This is a genomic window from Rhizobium sp. AG855, from assembly GCF_003610655.1.
Classification (GTDB): Bacteria; Pseudomonadota; Alphaproteobacteria; order Rhizobiales; family Rhizobiaceae; genus Allorhizobium; species Allorhizobium wuzhouense.
The window spans coordinates 796,472-812,475 of sequence record NZ_RAQG01000003.1 but is presented as its reverse complement, the minus strand read 5'-3'; the positions used below and the strand labels follow the sequence as shown (position 1 = coordinate 812,475).

16 protein-coding genes are annotated in these 16,004 nt (G+C 62.9%); 10 read left to right on the top strand and 6 right to left on the bottom strand.

The window, feature by feature from the left end:
• Window positions 1–13: 13 nt before the first annotated feature.
• Together map and DFO46_RS03940 are read right to left on the bottom strand one after the other, a co-directional pair.
• On the bottom strand, window positions 14–766 hold the full coding sequence (gene map / locus DFO46_RS03945; RefSeq protein WP_110792033.1) for a type I methionyl aminopeptidase: 753 nt from the start codon (window positions 764–766) through the stop codon (window positions 14–16).
• 42 nt (window positions 767–808) lie between these two features.
• Window positions 809–1,855, bottom strand: a complete 1,047-nt coding sequence (locus DFO46_RS03940; protein ID WP_120276401.1) for an LLM class flavin-dependent oxidoreductase — start codon at window positions 1,853–1,855, stop codon at window positions 809–811.
• Window positions 1,856–2,087: 232 nt separating this feature from the next.
• Between DFO46_RS03940 and DFO46_RS03935 the strand changes: the two genes are divergently transcribed.
• The 4 genes from DFO46_RS03935 (at window position 2,088) to xdhC (ending at window position 8,157) form a co-directional block, all read left to right on the top strand.
• Window positions 2,088–2,861 (top strand): 3-hydroxybutyrate dehydrogenase, encoded by a 774-nt coding sequence (locus DFO46_RS03935; protein WP_120276400.1) that lies wholly within the window; start codon window positions 2,088–2,090, stop codon window positions 2,859–2,861.
• Between the two features lie 93 nt (window positions 2,862–2,954).
• Window positions 2,955–4,427, top strand: a complete 1,473-nt coding sequence (gene xdhA, locus DFO46_RS03930; RefSeq protein ID WP_120276399.1) for a xanthine dehydrogenase small subunit — start codon at window positions 2,955–2,957, stop codon at window positions 4,425–4,427.
• 342 nt (window positions 4,428–4,769) lie between these two features.
• Window positions 4,770–7,106: a xanthine dehydrogenase molybdopterin binding subunit gene (gene xdhB / locus DFO46_RS03920; RefSeq protein WP_120276397.1), complete on the top strand. Its 2,337-nt coding sequence runs from the start codon at window positions 4,770–4,772 to the stop codon at window positions 7,104–7,106.
• A gap of 250 nt (window positions 7,107–7,356) precedes the next feature.
• Window positions 7,357–8,157, top strand: a complete 801-nt coding sequence (gene xdhC, locus DFO46_RS03910) for a xanthine dehydrogenase accessory protein XdhC (protein WP_120276395.1) — start codon at window positions 7,357–7,359, stop codon at window positions 8,155–8,157.
• Window positions 8,158–8,227: 70 nt separating this feature from the next.
• Here xdhC and DFO46_RS03905 read toward each other — a convergent pair whose 3' ends face one another.
• A complete protein-coding gene (locus DFO46_RS03905) occupies window positions 8,228–8,458 on the bottom strand; it encodes a hypothetical protein (RefSeq protein ID WP_120276394.1) in 231 nt (76 codons plus the stop codon).
• A 111-nt stretch (window positions 8,459–8,569) separates the two neighbouring features.
• Here DFO46_RS03905 and DFO46_RS03900 point away from each other — a divergent pair, with 111 nt between their 5' ends.
• The 6 genes from DFO46_RS03900 to DFO46_RS03875 all read left to right on the top strand — a co-directional run bounded on the left by DFO46_RS03900 (window position 8,570) and on the right by DFO46_RS03875 (window position 14,340).
• Window positions 8,570–9,487 (top strand): LysR substrate-binding domain-containing protein, encoded by a 918-nt coding sequence (locus DFO46_RS03900; RefSeq protein ID WP_120276393.1) that lies wholly within the window; start codon window positions 8,570–8,572, stop codon window positions 9,485–9,487.
• Between the two features lie 163 nt (window positions 9,488–9,650).
• Window positions 9,651–10,880: a urate hydroxylase PuuD gene (gene puuD, locus DFO46_RS03895; RefSeq protein ID WP_120276392.1), complete on the top strand. Its 1,230-nt coding sequence runs from the start codon at window positions 9,651–9,653 to the stop codon at window positions 10,878–10,880.
• A 2-nt stretch (window positions 10,881–10,882) separates the two neighbouring features.
• Window positions 10,883–12,196 (top strand): guanine deaminase, encoded by a 1,314-nt coding sequence (gene guaD, locus DFO46_RS03890; RefSeq protein ID WP_120276391.1) that lies wholly within the window; start codon window positions 10,883–10,885, stop codon window positions 12,194–12,196.
• 7 nt (window positions 12,197–12,203) lie between these two features.
• On the top strand, window positions 12,204–12,623 hold the full coding sequence (locus DFO46_RS03885; protein WP_120276390.1) for a hypothetical protein: 420 nt from the start codon (window positions 12,204–12,206) through the stop codon (window positions 12,621–12,623).
• Between the two features lie 29 nt (window positions 12,624–12,652).
• On the top strand, window positions 12,653–13,087 hold the full coding sequence (locus DFO46_RS03880) for a potassium channel family protein (protein ID WP_110792015.1): 435 nt from the start codon (window positions 12,653–12,655) through the stop codon (window positions 13,085–13,087).
• A gap of 107 nt (window positions 13,088–13,194) precedes the next feature.
• Entirely contained in the window at window positions 13,195–14,340 is a 1,146-nt protein-coding gene (locus DFO46_RS03875) for an alpha-hydroxy acid oxidase (RefSeq protein WP_120278129.1), read from the top strand.
• A 58-nt stretch (window positions 14,341–14,398) separates the two neighbouring features.
• Here DFO46_RS03875 and DFO46_RS03870 read toward each other — a convergent pair whose 3' ends face one another.
• From DFO46_RS03870 to DFO46_RS03860, 3 genes are read right to left on the bottom strand one after another with little or no spacing between them, the layout of a single operon-like run.
• Entirely contained in the window at window positions 14,399–15,148 is a 750-nt protein-coding gene (locus tag DFO46_RS03870; protein ID WP_120276389.1) for a metallophosphoesterase family protein, read from the bottom strand.
• Window positions 15,148–15,504: a hydroxyisourate hydrolase gene (uraH, locus tag DFO46_RS03865; protein WP_110792012.1), complete on the bottom strand. Its 357-nt coding sequence runs from the start codon at window positions 15,502–15,504 to the stop codon at window positions 15,148–15,150. The genes DFO46_RS03870 and uraH overlap by 1 nt, the downstream gene beginning before the upstream one ends.
• The gene (locus DFO46_RS03860; protein ID WP_120276388.1) at window positions 15,501–16,001 is read right to left on the bottom strand and encodes an ureidoglycolate lyase; all 501 of its coding nucleotides are present in this window, start codon (window positions 15,999–16,001) and stop codon (window positions 15,501–15,503) included. The genes uraH and DFO46_RS03860 overlap by 4 nt, the downstream gene beginning before the upstream one ends.
• Between the last annotated feature and the right edge of the window lie 3 nt (window positions 16,002–16,004).

Below are 16,004 nucleotides of genomic sequence, written 5' to 3'. Positions count from 1 at the left end.
GATAACGCTCGCTTTAGTCGGCGAGCGTCAGGATCAATGGTCCATTCTTGGTCACGACGATCGTGTGTTCGAACTGAACGGTCGGCGCCGGCGGATCGCTGAAGAGCGTCCACGCATCCTTATCCCCATCCTCGGCCCAGTGGCCGCCGAGCGAGAGGAACGGTTCGACGGTGAACACCAGCCCCTCCTCCATGATCCGGGTTTCATCCGGATCCGGCCAGGTCGACAATTCCTTCGGCTCTTCGTGCAGCGAGCGGCCGACGCCGTGGCTCGCAAGATTGGTGATCAGCGTATAGCGGTTCTTCTTGGCGAATGCCCCGATCGAATTGCCGATATCGGCCATCGGCCGGCCCGTCTTCACTTGGTTCAATCCAACCCAAAGTGCCCGCTTGCCGTCGCGCAGCAACCGTTCCTGCTTGGCCGTGCCCGGCGGTACGATGAAGGACGAGCCGGTATCGCCGAAATAGCCGAGCTTTTCGGCAGACACATCGATGTTGACGAGATCGCCCGCCTTGATCACCCGGTCGCCCGGAATGCCGTGGGCGATCTCCTCGTTGACCGAGATGCAGGTGGCACCGGGAAACTGGTAGCAGAGTTCCGGCGCCGACTGCGCGCCATTGTCTTCCAGAAGCTTGCGGCCGATCTGGTCGAGTTCGCGTGTCGTGATCCCCGGCTCGAGCGCCGCGGCCATCACCTTGACGGCGGTCGCGCAGATCCGCCCGATATCCTTGAGACGGACGAGGTCCTCTTCGGTTTCGACGATCATGGGCAGTCCTTCGGCGGTTGTTCTGAGCGGGTATCTGCTGCCTTAGGCGGCAGACGCCTTCTCCGTCAACGCCTTGCGCACCAGCGGCGCGACTTTTGTCCCGAAGAGCTCGATCCCGCGCATCAGCTCCTTATGTGGCATCGGCCCGATCGCCATCTGCAACAGGAAGCGGTCATTCTTGAAAATGTCGTGCATGGCGACGATCTTTTCGGCGACCGCCTCGGGATCACCGACGAAGAGCGCACCGCGCGGTCCGCGCGAGGCATCGAACTGCGCCCGGTTGGTCGGGCCCCAGCCGCGCTCGCGGCCGATCCGGTCCATCACCACCGCCTGCGGCGCGTAGAAGATGTCGGCCGCCGACAGCGTCGTGTCATGGACGAAGCCATGCACGTTGATCGAGGTCTTCAGCGTCGACGGATCGACGCCCGCCTTGGCCGCACTCTGTCGATAAAGGTCGAAGAAGGGGGCAAAGCGATGCGGCTCGCCGCCGATGATGGCAAGCGCCAGCGGCAGGCCGAGATAACCGGCGCGCGCCGCCGATTGCGGCGTCCCGCCGATCGCGATCCACAGCGGCAGCAGTTCCTGCAGCGGACGCGGATAGACGCCCCTGCCCTGGATCGGCTTGCGGGTTTGACCTTCCCAGGTGACCACTTCGTTTTCGCGGATCTCCATCAAGAGCTGCAGTTTTTCGGCAAACAGCAGATCGTAGTCTTCGAGGTCATAACCGAACAGCGGAAAGCTCTCGATGAAGGAGCCGCGCCCGACCATCAGCTCGACGCGACCATTGGAGAGCAGGTCGGCCGTGGCATATTGCTGGAAGACGCGCACCGGATCGTCGGAGGAGAGCACCGAGACGGCACTCGTCAGCCGGATGGTCTTCGTCTGAACGGCGGCAGCGGCAAGGATCGTTGCCGGCGACGACGCCATGTAGTCCGGACGGTGGTGTTCGCCGAGCCCGAAGACATCGAGGCCCACGTCGTCGGCGAGCCTGATTTCGGCAAGAAGTTCATCGACGCGGCGCTTGGCTTCGGCCCCCTTGTTGGCGGCATTCGGGTCGACATCGGCAAAGGTGTAAAGGCCGAGTTCCATGGCAAGACTCCTGATCACGTGTGTTGCCCCAGACATAGAGAGTTGCAGCTGCAGACAAAAGAGCCCGGCATCGAACAGTGTGTCACGCCTGCCGGCAGATCCCGCGCCGCGCGGATGCACCGCTGCGGCAAAACGCCGTTGCACCGGAACTTCTTTTGAGACTAACCTTTGATTTCGCGGGTGCAATAAATCACCCGTCATCCATCGGCATCCGTCGAGAAGGAAAATTCAGATGAAAAGAACAGTTGTCGTCACCGGCTCCACCAGCGGCATCGGGCTGGGTATCGCACGCGCTTTCGCGGCGGAAGGCGCAAATGTCGTGATCAATGGTTTCGGCGACAAGGCCGAGATCGAAGCCATCCGCAAGTCGCTCGAAGACAAGGGCGGCAAGGCGCTTTATCACGCCGCCGACATGACCAAGCCGGCTGAAATTGCCGACCTGATCGCCACCGCAGAGCGGGAATTCGGCGGCATCGACGTGCTCGTCAACAATGCCGGCATCCAGCATGTCGCCCCGGTCGAGGAGTTCCCGGTCGAGAAATGGGACATGATCATCGCGATCAACATGTCGAGCGCCTTCCACACGATTCGCGCCGCCGTTCCCGGCATGAAGGCGAAGAAGAAGGGCCGCATCATCAACATCGCCTCCGCCCACGGCCTCGTCGCCTCGCCCTTCAAGTCGGCCTATGTGACCGCGAAACACGGCATTCTCGGCCTGACCAAGACGGTGGCGCTGGAAACTGCCCGCGACGGGATCACGGTCAACGCGATCTGCCCCGGTTACGTGCTGACCCCGCTGGTCGAAAAACAGATCCCCGACACCGCCAAGGCCCGCGGCATTTCGGAAGACCAGGTGAAGAACGACGTGATGCTGCATCTGCAGGCGACCAAGGAATTCGTCGAGGTCGACCAGGTCGCGGCACTGGCCATCTATCTTGCCTCGGATGCGGCCGCCCAGGTCACCGGCACGTCGATCTCCATTGATGGCGGCTGGACAGCACAATAGACTTGAAAGATTGCGCTGCGCCGCCCACCATCGCGAGATGGGCGACGCAGCCGCGTCCGGCAGTCGGACACCGAGGGGGGACACGGTCTATTCATGGCAGACAGCATTCGTTTCATCCTGAACGGCGAAGATGTCGCCCTTGCCAGCCTCGATCCGACCGAGACGCTGCTCGATTTTCTGCGCCTGAAGCGCCGGCTGACCGGCTCCAAGGAAGGCTGCGCCGAGGGCGACTGCGGCGCCTGCACGGTGCTGGTCGGACGCCTCGTCTCCGGACGCCTGGTCTATGAATCGGTCAATGCCTGCATCCGCTTCGTCGGTTCGCTCAACGCCACCCATGTGGTGACGGTTGAACATCTGGCGGCCAAGGACGGCACGCTGCATCCGGTGCAGCAGGCCATGGTCGACTGTCATGGCTCGCAATGCGGCTTCTGCACGCCCGGCTTCGTCATGTCGCTCTACGGATTGTGGCTGACATCGGAGAACCCTGATAGAGCCGAGATCGAGCGCGCCCTGCAGGGCAATCTCTGTCGGTGCACGGGTTATGAGCCGATCGTCAAGGCCGCCGAACAGGTCGGCCAGATCCGCCCTTCTGCCTTGTTCGACCCGCTGGAGCGCGAGCGCGCCGAAATTGTAGCCCGCCTCGAAGAACTGGCGACCCGCGAAACCATCGCCATCACGGGCCCAGACGGCCGCCGCCTCGTTGTGCCCGGCAGCATCGAAGACCTCGCCGAAACGCTCGCCGCCCATCCCAAGGCAACGGTCGTTGCCGGCGCCACCGATGTCGGGCTGTGGGTCACCAAGCAGATGCGCGTGCTCGATCCGGTTGTCTTCATCAACCATCTGGAAGAGCTGCAGACGATCACCGTGACCCCAGAGGGCATCACGCTCGGCGCCGGCGTCAGCTACACCAGCGCCTTAGAGGTGCTGCGAAAAGAGATCCCCGCCTTCGGCCGCCTGATCACCCGCATCGGCGGCCAGCAGGTGCGCAACATGGGCACGATCGGCGGCAATATCGCGAACGGCTCACCGATCGGCGACTCACCCCCGGCCCTGATCGCGCTCTCCGCCACCGTCACCCTGCGCTCCGCCAAGGGCACCCGTACCATGCCGCTCGAGGACTATTTCATCGACTACGGCAAGCAGGACCGCCAGCCCGGCGAATTCGTCGAAAGCCTGTTCGTGCCCCGCACGAAGGCGGATAGCCACGTGGCCGTCTACAAGATCACCAAACGCCGCGACGAGGATATCTCCGCACTCTGCGGCGCCTTCCATCTGGAAACGGATGCGGAGGGCGTGGTCACGCATATCCGCATCGCCTTCGGCGGCATGGCGGGAACACCAAAGCGGGCGCGGTCGGTGGAGGCAGCGCTCTACGGCAAGCCGTTTACGCAAGCAGCAGTGGATGCGGCGCGCGACGCCTTCGACCTCGATTACAAGCCGCTCACCGACTGGCGTGCCACGGCGGATTATCGCCAGCTGACGGCGAAGAACCTGCTGACCCGGTTTTTCCTGGAGGTCTCGGGCACGCCGCAGGAGCTGCAGCGCTTTGCGGCGGAGGAGGCGTGATGGGGAGCATTTCGCCTTGGGATTACCCCCCTCTGTCGGCTCCGCCGACATCTCCCCCACAAGGGGGGAGAGTGGCCTCTGGCCGCCTCCCCACCTCCCCCTTGAGGGGGGAGGTCGCCGCGAAGCGGCGGGTGGGGGTGACCAAGGTCGCGAGTTCTACCGCGCCGATTGATAGAAATCTGGGGCATATCACCCCACCCCGGAGCTGCGCTCCGACCCTCCCCCTCAAGGGGAGGGTATGGCCGAGCGGCATCCCCGCGCCACTCTCCCCCCGTGTGGGGGAGATGCCCGGCAGGGCAGAGGGGGGTGCTTCAGGCACGACTTTTAAAGACGGAGGCCTTCATGGATAAGGCGACCTACGAGACGACCAAATACATCAAGGGGCCGATGCACCAGTCGCTCAGGCATGATTCAGCGCACAAGCATGTGTCGGGAAGTGCCGAATATATCGACGATATTCCCGAACCTGCCGGCCTCCTGCACGGCGCGCTCGGCATGGCAGACCGCGCCCATGCGCAGATCCTGTCCATCGATCTCTCCGACGTGAAATCCTATCCCGGCGTGATCGATGTGCTGACCGCAGCCGACATCACCGGCGTCAATGACGTCTCCTCCGGCGGCCGCCACGACGAGCCGCTGATTGTGACCGACAGAATAGAATTCCACGGCCAGACCATCTTCGCCGTCATCGCCGAAACCCGCGATGCCGCCCGGAAAGCGGCGCGGCTGGCCAAGGTCGAATACCGAGACCTGCCCTTCTGGACCGATATCGACGGCGCGCTGGAGAATGGCAGCCCGCTCGTGACGCCCGGCATGACACTGAAGCGCGGCACGCCGGAAACCGAACTCGACAAGGCCGCCCACCGCATCCAGAGCTCGATGCGTATCGGTGGCCAGGAGCATTTTTATCTCGAAAGCCATATCGCGCTCGCCATCCCCGGCGAGGATGATGATGTCACCGTCTGGTCCTCGACCCAGCACCCCTCGGAAATCCAGCACATCGTCGGCCATGTGCTCGACATTCCCTCCAATGCCGTGACCGTCAACACGCGGCGCATGGGCGGCGGCTTCGGCGGCAAGGAAACGCAAGGGAACCAGTTTGCAGCGCTCGCCGCACTCGCCGCCAAGAAGCTCCATCGCGCCGTCAAATTCCGCCCCGACCGCGACGAGGACATGGGCGTCACCGGCAAGCGCCACGACTTCAAGATGGATTTCGATGTCGCCTTTGATGACGGGGGCAAGATCCACGCGATCGAGGCCAATTTCGCCGCCCGCTGCGGCTATTCTTCCGACCTCTCCGGCCCGGTCACCGACCGCGCCCTCTTCCATGCCGATTCGAGCTATTTCTATCCGCATGTGAAGCTGACCTCGCAGCCCTTGAAGACCCACACCGTCTCCAACACCGCCTATCGCGGCTTCGGCGGGCCTCAGGGCATGCTTGGAGGCGAACGGGTGATCGAGGAGATCGCCTATGCGCTGGGCAAGGATCCGCTTGATATCCGCAAGGCCAATTTCTATGGCGAGAAGGGCTCTGGCCGGGACGTGACCCCGTACCACCAGCAGGTGGAAGACAACATCATCCTGAAGGTCGTCGAGGAACTCGAGACCTCCTGTGACTACCAGGCCCGTCGTCAGGCGATCATCGACTTCAACAAAACGAGCCCGGTCATCAAGAAGGGCATCGCGCTGACGCCGGTCAAATTCGGCATCTCCTTCACCATGACCGCCTTCAACCAGGCGGGCGCGCTCGTTCATATCTATCAGGACGGTTCGATCCACCTGAACCATGGCGGCACGGAGATGGGCCAGGGCCTCTACACCAAGGTCGCCCAAGTCGTCGCCGATTGTTTCCAGGTCGATGTCGACACGGTGAAGATCACGGCGACGACGACGGGCAAGGTTCCGAACACGTCGGCCACGGCCGCCTCCTCCGGCTCGGACCTGAACGGCATGGCCGCCTTCGACGCTGCCCGCCAGATCAAGGAGCGTCTGATCGCCTTTGCCTGCGAGAAATACGGCGTGCCCTCCGCCGAAGTCGAGTTCCTGCCCAACCGGGTCCGCGTCGGCGGTGAGATCTTCGCCTTCGGCGAGTTTGCCAAACTCGCCTATCTCGGCCGCGTCCAGCTGTCTGCCGCGGGTTTCTATAAAACCCCGAAAATCCATTGGGACCGCGCCGCCGGTCGCGGCACGCCCTTCTATTACTACGCCTATGGCGCCGCCTGCTCGGAAGTCTCCATCGACACGCTGACCGGCGAATATCTGATGGACCGCACCGACATCCTGCACGATGTCGGCAAGTCGCTGAACCCGGCCATCGACATCGGCCAGATCGAAGGCGGCTTCGTCCAGGGCATGGGCTGGCTGACGACGGAAGAACTCTGGTGGGACGGCAAGGGCCGCCTCAGGACCCATGCGCCCTCCACCTACAAGATCCCGCTGGCCTCCGACCGGCCGAAGATCTTCAACACGAAGCTGGTACCTTGGTCTGAAAACACCGAGCCCACCATCGGCCGCTCCAAGGCCGTCGGCGAGCCGCCCTTCATGCTGGCGATCTCGGTTCTGGAGGCGCTGTCGATGGCGGTGGCTTCGGTGGCGGATTACCGGGTTTGCCCACGGCTTGATGCCCCGGCAACACCGGAGCGGGTGCTGATGGCGGTGGAGAGGTTGAAGCGGGTGTGATGGTGCATTTGGTAGGTTCGATGGGTCGGGAATACCCCCCTCTGTCCTGCCGGACATCTCCCCCACAAGGGGGGAGAGCGGATAAACGCACCGGTGCCTGCCACATGCTCCCCCTCCAACACGTTTCCACAGCCACGGAGCAAGAAGGGGGCAAGAGGGCGCCGAACGCCGGTCTCCCCCCTTGTGGGGGAGATGTCCGGCAGGACAGAGGGGGGCCCACGTGCGCCAACCATCAAGAGGGCTGGTGCCCATGACCACCCTCCCCGCCTTCCTCGCCGCCCATCCAAACACCGTTCTCGTCGAAGTCACCGAGACGAAAGGCTCGACGCCGCGCGAAGCCGGCACGTTGATGCTGGTGGCTGCTGAAGCGATCTGGGGCACGGTCGGCGGTGGTCATCTCGAATTCATGGCAATCGAACACGCCCGCAAATGCCTGGCCGGCGAAACGGTGCCGGATACGCTCGACGTACCGCTCGGTCCGGAAATCGGCCAATGCTGCGGCGGCCGCACGCTTCTGTCTTTTCGAACCGTCGATCAGGCCCTCGCGGCAGAACTCGCGCACCGCCTCGCAGACGAACGCGCGGTGTTCCCCGAGGTCATGGTCTTCGGCGCCGGTCATGTCGGCCTCGCGCTCGCCCGGGCGCTGGCTCCCCTCCCGCTCAACGTCAGCCTGATCGACACACGGTCGCAAATCGATGGCGACGTACCCGACGGCATCGCCTTCCGGCGCGTGGCCATGCCGGAGGCCGAGGTGTCGAAGCTGAAATCCGGTGGCGCCATCGTCATCCTGACGCATGACCATGCATTGGATTTCCTCATCGCCAGACAAGCGCTCGCCCGCGCGGACCTCGCCTATGTCGGCATGATCGGCTCGAAGACAAAGCGCGCAACCTTCGGCTCGTTTCTCGAACGCGAGGGTGCGGATCGGTCGGGGCTCGAACGCCTGACGCTGCCGATCGGCGGCAGCACGGTGAAGGACAAGCGCCCGGCGGTGATCGCCGCCATGGTCACGGCGGAATTGCTCGGCGTGCTGCTCGGCGCCCAAGCTTGAATCAATCTCTCAAGCGCTGGAATCACATTGCCAACGCATGGCACCAAACCACTGAATTCGAAAGGCTTCCTCAAAGCGGCCCCGGAAGGAGATAATCGTCCAGACCGCCTCGGTGGCGCCGGAGATCGCCACGCGCATCGGCCCCGGACAACCGGTTCGCCATGCCGATATCTCTCAACAGATCGTCGGAGATGTCATCGATATGGATCAAGTGCCGACGTCGACGCGACCGGAAAAGCCCGGACCACAGGAACGACACCAGCCTGTCAAACGGCAATATTCTACTGATCGCGGACACCATGTCTGCCTCCACGCGGGTTCAATCTATCGGTTTCTGATGGCCTGACCTTGCCCGCGCTTGCGGCGGCAATCCAATTCAAATACGCTGGCTTTGCATAAAGAGAGCTTATCCATGAAACTGTCGAAACAGCTACCGCTCAATGCGCTCCGCGTCTTCGAAGCCGTTGCCCGGCTTGAGAGTTTTACGCGCGCAGGCGAAGAACTGGGCATGAGCCAGACGGCGGTGAGCTATCAGATCAAGCTGTTGGAAGCCCATGTCGGCGAGGCACTTTTCCTGCGCAGGCCGCGGCGCATTTCGCTGAGCGAAGCCGGCGAGCGGCTGTTACCGAAGGTCACGGAAGGGTTTGAATTGCTGCGCGAGGCCCTTGCCGATCTGCGCAACACGGCCGATGGCACGCTGATCATCCACGCCACGGCGACCTTCGCTTCGCAATGGCTCGCCCGCCATCTCGGTCACTTCCAGCTGCGCAATCCGGGGATCGCGGTGCGGCTGGATACATCGCAGGAGGTGATCGATTTCAGCCGCACCCAAGCTGATCTCGCCATCCGCACCGGCAGGGGCATCTGGCCGGGTTTGCGTGCCCATTTCGTCATGCGCAATCACTTCACGCCGATGCTTTCCCCAAAGCTTGCCGACAGCATCGGCGGTGTACGCGAACCGCTCGACCTTTTGAAGCTGCGCATCATCGATCCGTCGGATCCCTGGTGGCGGATCTGGTTCACGGCAGCCGGTTATCCGGACGTCGCCCTCGACAGCCACCAGCGCACCCGGCTCGGTGCCCAGTCCTTCGAGGCCGCAGCCGCCGTTGCCGGCCACGGCATCGCCATTCTGCGGCCCGAATTCTATCCCGAGGAGATCGCGTCCGGGCGGCTGATCCAGCCCTTCGAGCTCACCTGCGAGGACGGATCGCATTACTGGCTGGTCTATCCCGAAGCGCGTCGCAATGCCGGCAAGATCCGTGCCTTCAGGGAGTTCATGCGTAGCGCCTTGCAAAGCTTCGAGTCCGTTCCGCCAGGCGCAGGCGCCTGAGCCGAGCCTCCCCGTGAACCTTGAGACATAGGCGGGCTTCCGCTCATTTGGCAACGGAGAAAACTTCCCGTGCAGCTTTTGCTGCAGCGCTTCCTTTCCCCTTCCCTTCCTGCGGATTTTTTCGCAATGTCGGTGCAATCGGGGAACATGAAAGACTTGGCATATGTATGAATACGCGATCGCCTGGGAATGGCTGTCCTTCGCCGTGCGCTGGCTGCATGTGATCACCGCCATCGCCTGGATCGGCTCGTCCTTCTATTTCATCGCGCTCGATCTGGGGCTGGTGAAGCGGCCGGGCCTGCCCGTCGGCGCCTATGGCGAGGAATGGCAGGTGCATGGCGGCGGCTTCTATCACATCCAGAAATATCTGGTGGCCCCCGCCTCGATGCCGGAGCATCTGACCTGGTTCAAATGGGAAAGCTACGCCACCTGGCTCTCCGGCTTTGCCATGCTGGCGGTCGTCTACTATGGCGGCGCCGATCTCTTCCTCATCGACCGTTCGGTGCTGGAGCTTGCCCCCTGGCAGGCGATCTGTCTGTCGCTGGCCTCACTCGCAGTCGGCTGGATCCTCTACGACCTCCTGTGCAAGTCACCACTCGGCCGCAACACCTGGGGCCTGATGGCGCTGCTCTATATCGTGCTGATCGCCATGGCCTGGGGCTATACGCAGATCTTTACCGGCCGCGCCGCCTTCCTGCATCTGGGCGCCTTCACCGCGACCATCATGTCGGCCAATGTCTTCTTCATCATCATCCCCAACCAGAAGATCGTCGTTGCCGACCTGATCGCGGGCCGCACGCCTGACCCGAAATACGGCGTCATCGCCAAGCAGCGCTCGCTGCACAACAATTATCTCACGCTACCCGTCATCTTCTTCATGCTCTCGAACCACTATCCGCTGGCCTTTGCGACCCAGTTCAACTGGGTGATCGCAGCACTTGTCTTCCTGATGGGCGTCACCATCCGCCACTGGTTCAACACCACCCATGCGCGGAAGGGACAGCCGACCTGGACCTGGCTGGTGACAGTGTTGATCTTCATCGTCATCATGTGGCTGTCGACCGTGCCGAAGGTGCTGACCGGCGAAGAACAGGCGAGCCTATCGCCGCGGCAACAGACATTTGTCGACAACGACCATTTCGAAGCCGTACGCGATGTCGTACAGGGGCGCTGTTCGATGTGCCACGCAGCCGAACCCGTCTGGGAAGGCATTGCGAGGGCACCGAAGAACGTAAAATTCGAGACGGACGGCGAGATCGCCGCCCATGCCCATGAAATCTACATCCAGGCCGGCCGCAGCCATGCCATGCCGCCCGGAAACATCACCGAAATCTCCCCCGAAGAGCGCAAGCTGCTCGTCGCCTGGTACGAGACGACGGTCGAAGGCAGATAAGAATGACTGAAACACTCATCCGCGGCCGCCTCCTTTCCTTCCGTCGTGCCCCTGAGCATGCCAACGACCGGGAAAGCTATCTCTATGAGGAAGACGGCGCGCTGCTGGTGCGGGACGGCAAGATCGCAGCCATCGGAGCCTATGCCGACGTGAAGCCCAAGGCCGGCGCGGAAGTCACCGAAGTCGACCACCGCCCGCATCTGATCCTGCCCGGCCTGATCGATTGCCATGTGCATTTCCCGCAGATGCAGGTGATCGCCTCCTATGCCGCCAATCTCCTGGAATGGCTTGATACCTACACCTTCCCCGAGGAATGCCGCTTCGTCGAGACGGCCCATGCCGAGCGCATTGCGACGCAGTTCTTCGACGAATTCCTGCGCCAGGGCACGACGACGGCCGTCGCCTATTGCTCGGTGCACAAGGCCTCGGCCGACGCCTTCTTCGCCGAGAGCCTGAAGCGCGGCACGCTGATGATCGGCGGCAAGGTGATGATGGATCGCAACGCCCCGCAGGGTCTGCTCGATACGCCACAGCTCGGTTATGACGAGACGCGCGCTGTGATCGAACAATGGCATGGCAAGGGCCGCAACCACGTCGCCATCACCCCGCGCTTTGCCATCACCTCGACGCCCGAACAGATGGCGATGACGCAGAAACTGGCGGAAGAATTCCCCGACCTGCATATCCAGACACATCTGTCGGAGAACCACGACGAGATCCGCTATACCTGCGAACTCTATCCCGACGCCACTGATTATACCGACATCTATGCCCGCTACGGATTGCTGCGGAAAAAGGCGCTCTTCGGCCATGCGATCCACCTCTCGGATAGAGAAGCCGATGCCATGGCGGAGAGCGGTGCTGTCGCGGTCCACTGCCCGACCTCGAACCTCTTCCTCGGCTCCGGCCTCTTTCCGCTGAAGGCCATCCAGCGGCGCGAAAAACCTGTGACGGTCGCGGTCGCCACCGATATCGGCGGCGGCTCCAGCTATTCGATGTTCAAGACCATGGACGAGGCCTACAAGATCCAGCAATTGCTGGGCGAGCGGCTGAACCCGCTCGAAAGCTTCTACCACATGACGCTCGGCAATGCCGTGGCGCTCGATCTCGCCGACCGGATCGGCACGCTGGACGAAGGCACCGATGCCGATATCGTCGTGCTGAATGCCGCCGCCACGCCCGCCATGCGGCTCCGGATGGAGACGGTGACCTCGCTCACCGAAGAACTTTTCCTCCTGCAGACGCTGGGCGATGATCGTTCGGTGGTCGAGACCTATGTCGCCGGCAAGGCGTCGAAACCGAGGGCGGAGGCGTAAGGGTAAGATGAGCGAAAGCGGCTATTCCGGCACCCCTCTTCCGAAGAAGCTCGGATTGAAGCCGGACCTTACCGCTTTGTTCGTCGGATTGCCGCCGGACCTCGATTATCTGACCACCGATCTGCCGGCCGCATCGAAGGTCGGCGGCCTCGAAGAGGCGCACGGCTCCGGTCTCGACTACCTCCACGTTTTCGAAACGGAACGCGCCCGCCTTGAGGATCATGCGTTGTGTCTCAAAGCCATGCTGAAACCCTCAGGCATGCTTTGGATTTCCTGGCCGAAGAAAGCCTCGAAAGTCCCGACGACGATCACCGAAGACGTGCTGCGCAGCATTTTCCTGCCGACGGGCCTCGTCGACGTGAAGGTCTGCGCGGTCACCGACATCTGGTCCGGCCTCAAATTCATGATCCGCAAGGACCTTCGCTGAACCCACAGCCATCCCGAGGAGGATGCACCGTGCTGGCCACCAACCTCGCTCTCGGCACCCTGATGATCTCGCTGACGGTGGTCATCCACACGCTCGGCCTCATCGCCATCACCCATGTGATGAGCTGGGTCACGGACCGCGTCCGCCTGCACGGCCACCGCAGCCGCATGCTGGCGATGAACACGGTCGTCATCGGCGTCTTCGCCGTGCTGACGACGGAGGTCTGGCTCTGGGCCGCAAGCTTCACCCTGATCGGCGTCGTCGATGACTTCGAGACCGCCCTCTATTTCTCCACCATCACCTTCTCCACCGTCGGTTACGGCGATGTCGTGCCGCATCCCGAATGGCGCATGCTGGCAGCGCTCGAAGGCGTCAACGGCTTCCTGCTGATCGGCTGGTCGACCGCCTATCTGATCGCTGCCGGCATGCGCGTCGGGCCGTTCAAATCGGGCGAACACTTCTGAAACCGCAAAGAGGTAAATTTTTTTTACCTCTTTGCGTCGCTGCCAGTTCACAGCCGGCCTGCTGCCGTGATATGGCGGTTCTCAAGACCTTTCCGGAGAACCAGACCATGGCACCGATCCTCGAAATATCAGATCTGAAGAACCTCGCCCGCAAGCGCGTGCCGAAACTCTTCTTTGATTATGCCGACAGCGGCTCCTACACCGAGAGCACCTACCGGGCGAACGAGAGCGATTTTTCCAGGATCAAGCTGCGCCAGCGCGTTCTCGTCGACATGAGCGGCCGCACGCTGGAAACGACGATGATCGGCGAAAAGGTGAAGATGCCGGTGGCGCTTTCGCCGACGGGCCTGACCGGCATGCAGCATGCCGATGGCGAGATGCTGGCGGCAAAGGCTGCGGAAGAATTCGGCGTGCCCTTCACGCTCTCGACCATGAGCATCTGCTCGATCGAGGACGTGGCGTCCGTCACCAAGCGACCCTTCTGGTTCCAGCTCTACGTGATGCGCGACCGCGATTTCGTCGTGAACCTGATCGAACGCGCCCGCGCCGCCGGTTGCTCGGCGCTGGTGCTGACCGCCGACCTGCAGCTGCTCGGCCAGCGCCACAAGGACATCCGAAACAGCCTCGCCGCCCCGCCGAAACTCACCCCGAAGCATCTCTACCAGATGGCGATCCGCCCGCGCTGGTGCTGGAACATGCTGCAGACCAACCGCCGCACCTTCCGCAACATCCATGGCCATGCGAAGAACGTCACCGACCTCTCCTCGCTGCACGCCTGGACGGCCGAACAGTTCGACCCGAAGCTCTCCTGGGCCGATGTCGAATGGATCAAGAAGCAGTGGGGCGGCAAGCTGATCATCAAGGGCATTCTCGACGTCGAGGACGCTCGTATGGCCGCCGAAACCGGGGCTGACGCGATCATCGTCTCCAACCATGGCGGCCGCCAGCTGGACGGCGCCCATTCCTCCATATCAATGCTGCCGAAAATCGTCGATGCCGTCGGCGACAGGATCGAAGTGCATCTGGATGGCGGCATCCGCTCCGGCCAGGACGTGCTGAAGGCGGTGGCGCTGGGTGCCAAGGGCACCTATATCGGCCGCCCCTTCCTCTATGGCCTCGGCGCCATGGGCCAGAAGGGCGTGAAGACGGCGCTGGAGATCATCGCCAAGGAGATGGATGTGACGATGGCGCTCTGCGGCAAGCGGCAATTGGCCGATGTCGACCGCGGCATCATTGCGGAATGCCCGTTCTGACTGAAGATGTGATGCGAGGCGCCCTCGGCGCCTCGCCATTAAACCTGCCCGGCCGAAGCTACTCCGCGACGAAACCCGTTGCCAGCGTGCTCGCCCATTCCGGCCGGTGGCGTTCGCCCGCCAAGCGGCTCATCGCCATGTGGTCATAGGGCACCAGCCGGAACGTGACGCCCCAGGCGCCCGACGCATCATCGAGGATGGCATAGCTCGCATGCGGCAGCCCCGCCTCCACCTTGTGCGGGTAAGGCGCATCGTCCGTATAACCCGGCCCGCCGACACTGCCGGGATTGACGATCAGCCGCCCATCGGAAAGCTGCACCGCACGCGGGATGTGGGTATGACCGCAGAGGATCAGCGGTTGGGTGATGCCATCAGCCCAGGCCTCGATCGTCGCCCGGTCGCGCAGATGCACATGGCCTTCGCGCGACACCTGCTCCAGCCAATAGGTGCCGTCGTCCTGCGGACGGGCATGACAGAGATAGGCGACGTCCCGGAAGACGGCATCGAACGGCAATGACCGCAGCCAGTCGAGATGCTCGGGCTTGAGTTGCCGGAAGGCGTCCGCTTCCCATTCATGCATATCGCCGGCGGCATGTTCGACCAGGTAGCGATCATGATTGCCGCAGACGGTGAGAAGGTCCAGCGGCACGAGAATGTCGGCGGTGCGCCCGGCTTCGAGCGGCCCGGACAGGCAGTCGCCGAGGTTGACGATGTCGGCAGTCGCAATCCCCTGTGCGGCGATATCGGCAAGCACGGCCTCGAGCGCGAGCGCGTTGCCATGAATGTCGGCGATGGCTGCGAACCGCATCAGCTCCCCCGATAGGTGGAATAGCCATAGGGCGATAGAAGCAGCGGCACATGGTAATGCGCCGTGGGGTCGGAAATGCCGAAGCGGATCGGGATCACGTCGAGAAAGGGCGGATCGGTGAGCCTGGCTCCCGTGTCCTTCAGATAGTCCCCGGCATGAAAGAGCAGCTGATACTGCCCGACCTGAAACTCCTCGCCAATGAGCATCGGCCCGCCATCGACGCGCCCGTCGTCATTGGTGAAGACGGTCTTGATCAGTTCCGCCTCCTCGCCATTCATCCGCATCAGCTGGATGCGCAAGCCCTGGGCGGGTTTGCCGAGCGCCGTATCGAGCACATGGGTGGTAAGGCCGGTCATAGCTGGGGCTCCCGAATCATGAAGGGGGTCTCGAAGAAGAACTCTTCCAGATTGTTGCCGGGTCCATCGCGATCGACAACCAGGAAATCGCTGACCGCGCCGATCGCCATCAGCGGATGGTGCCAGGTGTTGCGCCGGTAGTTCACGCCCTGATGCGGGGCGGCCAGAAACACCTGCGGCACCCCCGGCTTGCCGTCTTCGTCAAGCGAGACCGCCACCAGAAACGGCCGTCCGGAGAGTGGTGAAAAACTCTGGCTGCCGAAGGGATGCCGCTCCATCATGCCGATCGCGTACGGGAAGACGCGCGGCTGCCCGCGAAAGATATTGACGATCACCCGCGCGCCCTCGCCCGCAATCTCGGGCGAGAACAGCGCATGAAAGCGCTCCGTGGTGCCGCCATTGATCAGCCGCATGGTCGGCGGATCGGCTTCGATGACCTCGCCGAAGGGCGCAAAGGCTTGGGCCGTCAGGGGACGGATGGGGAGGTTTATGGGCAAAAG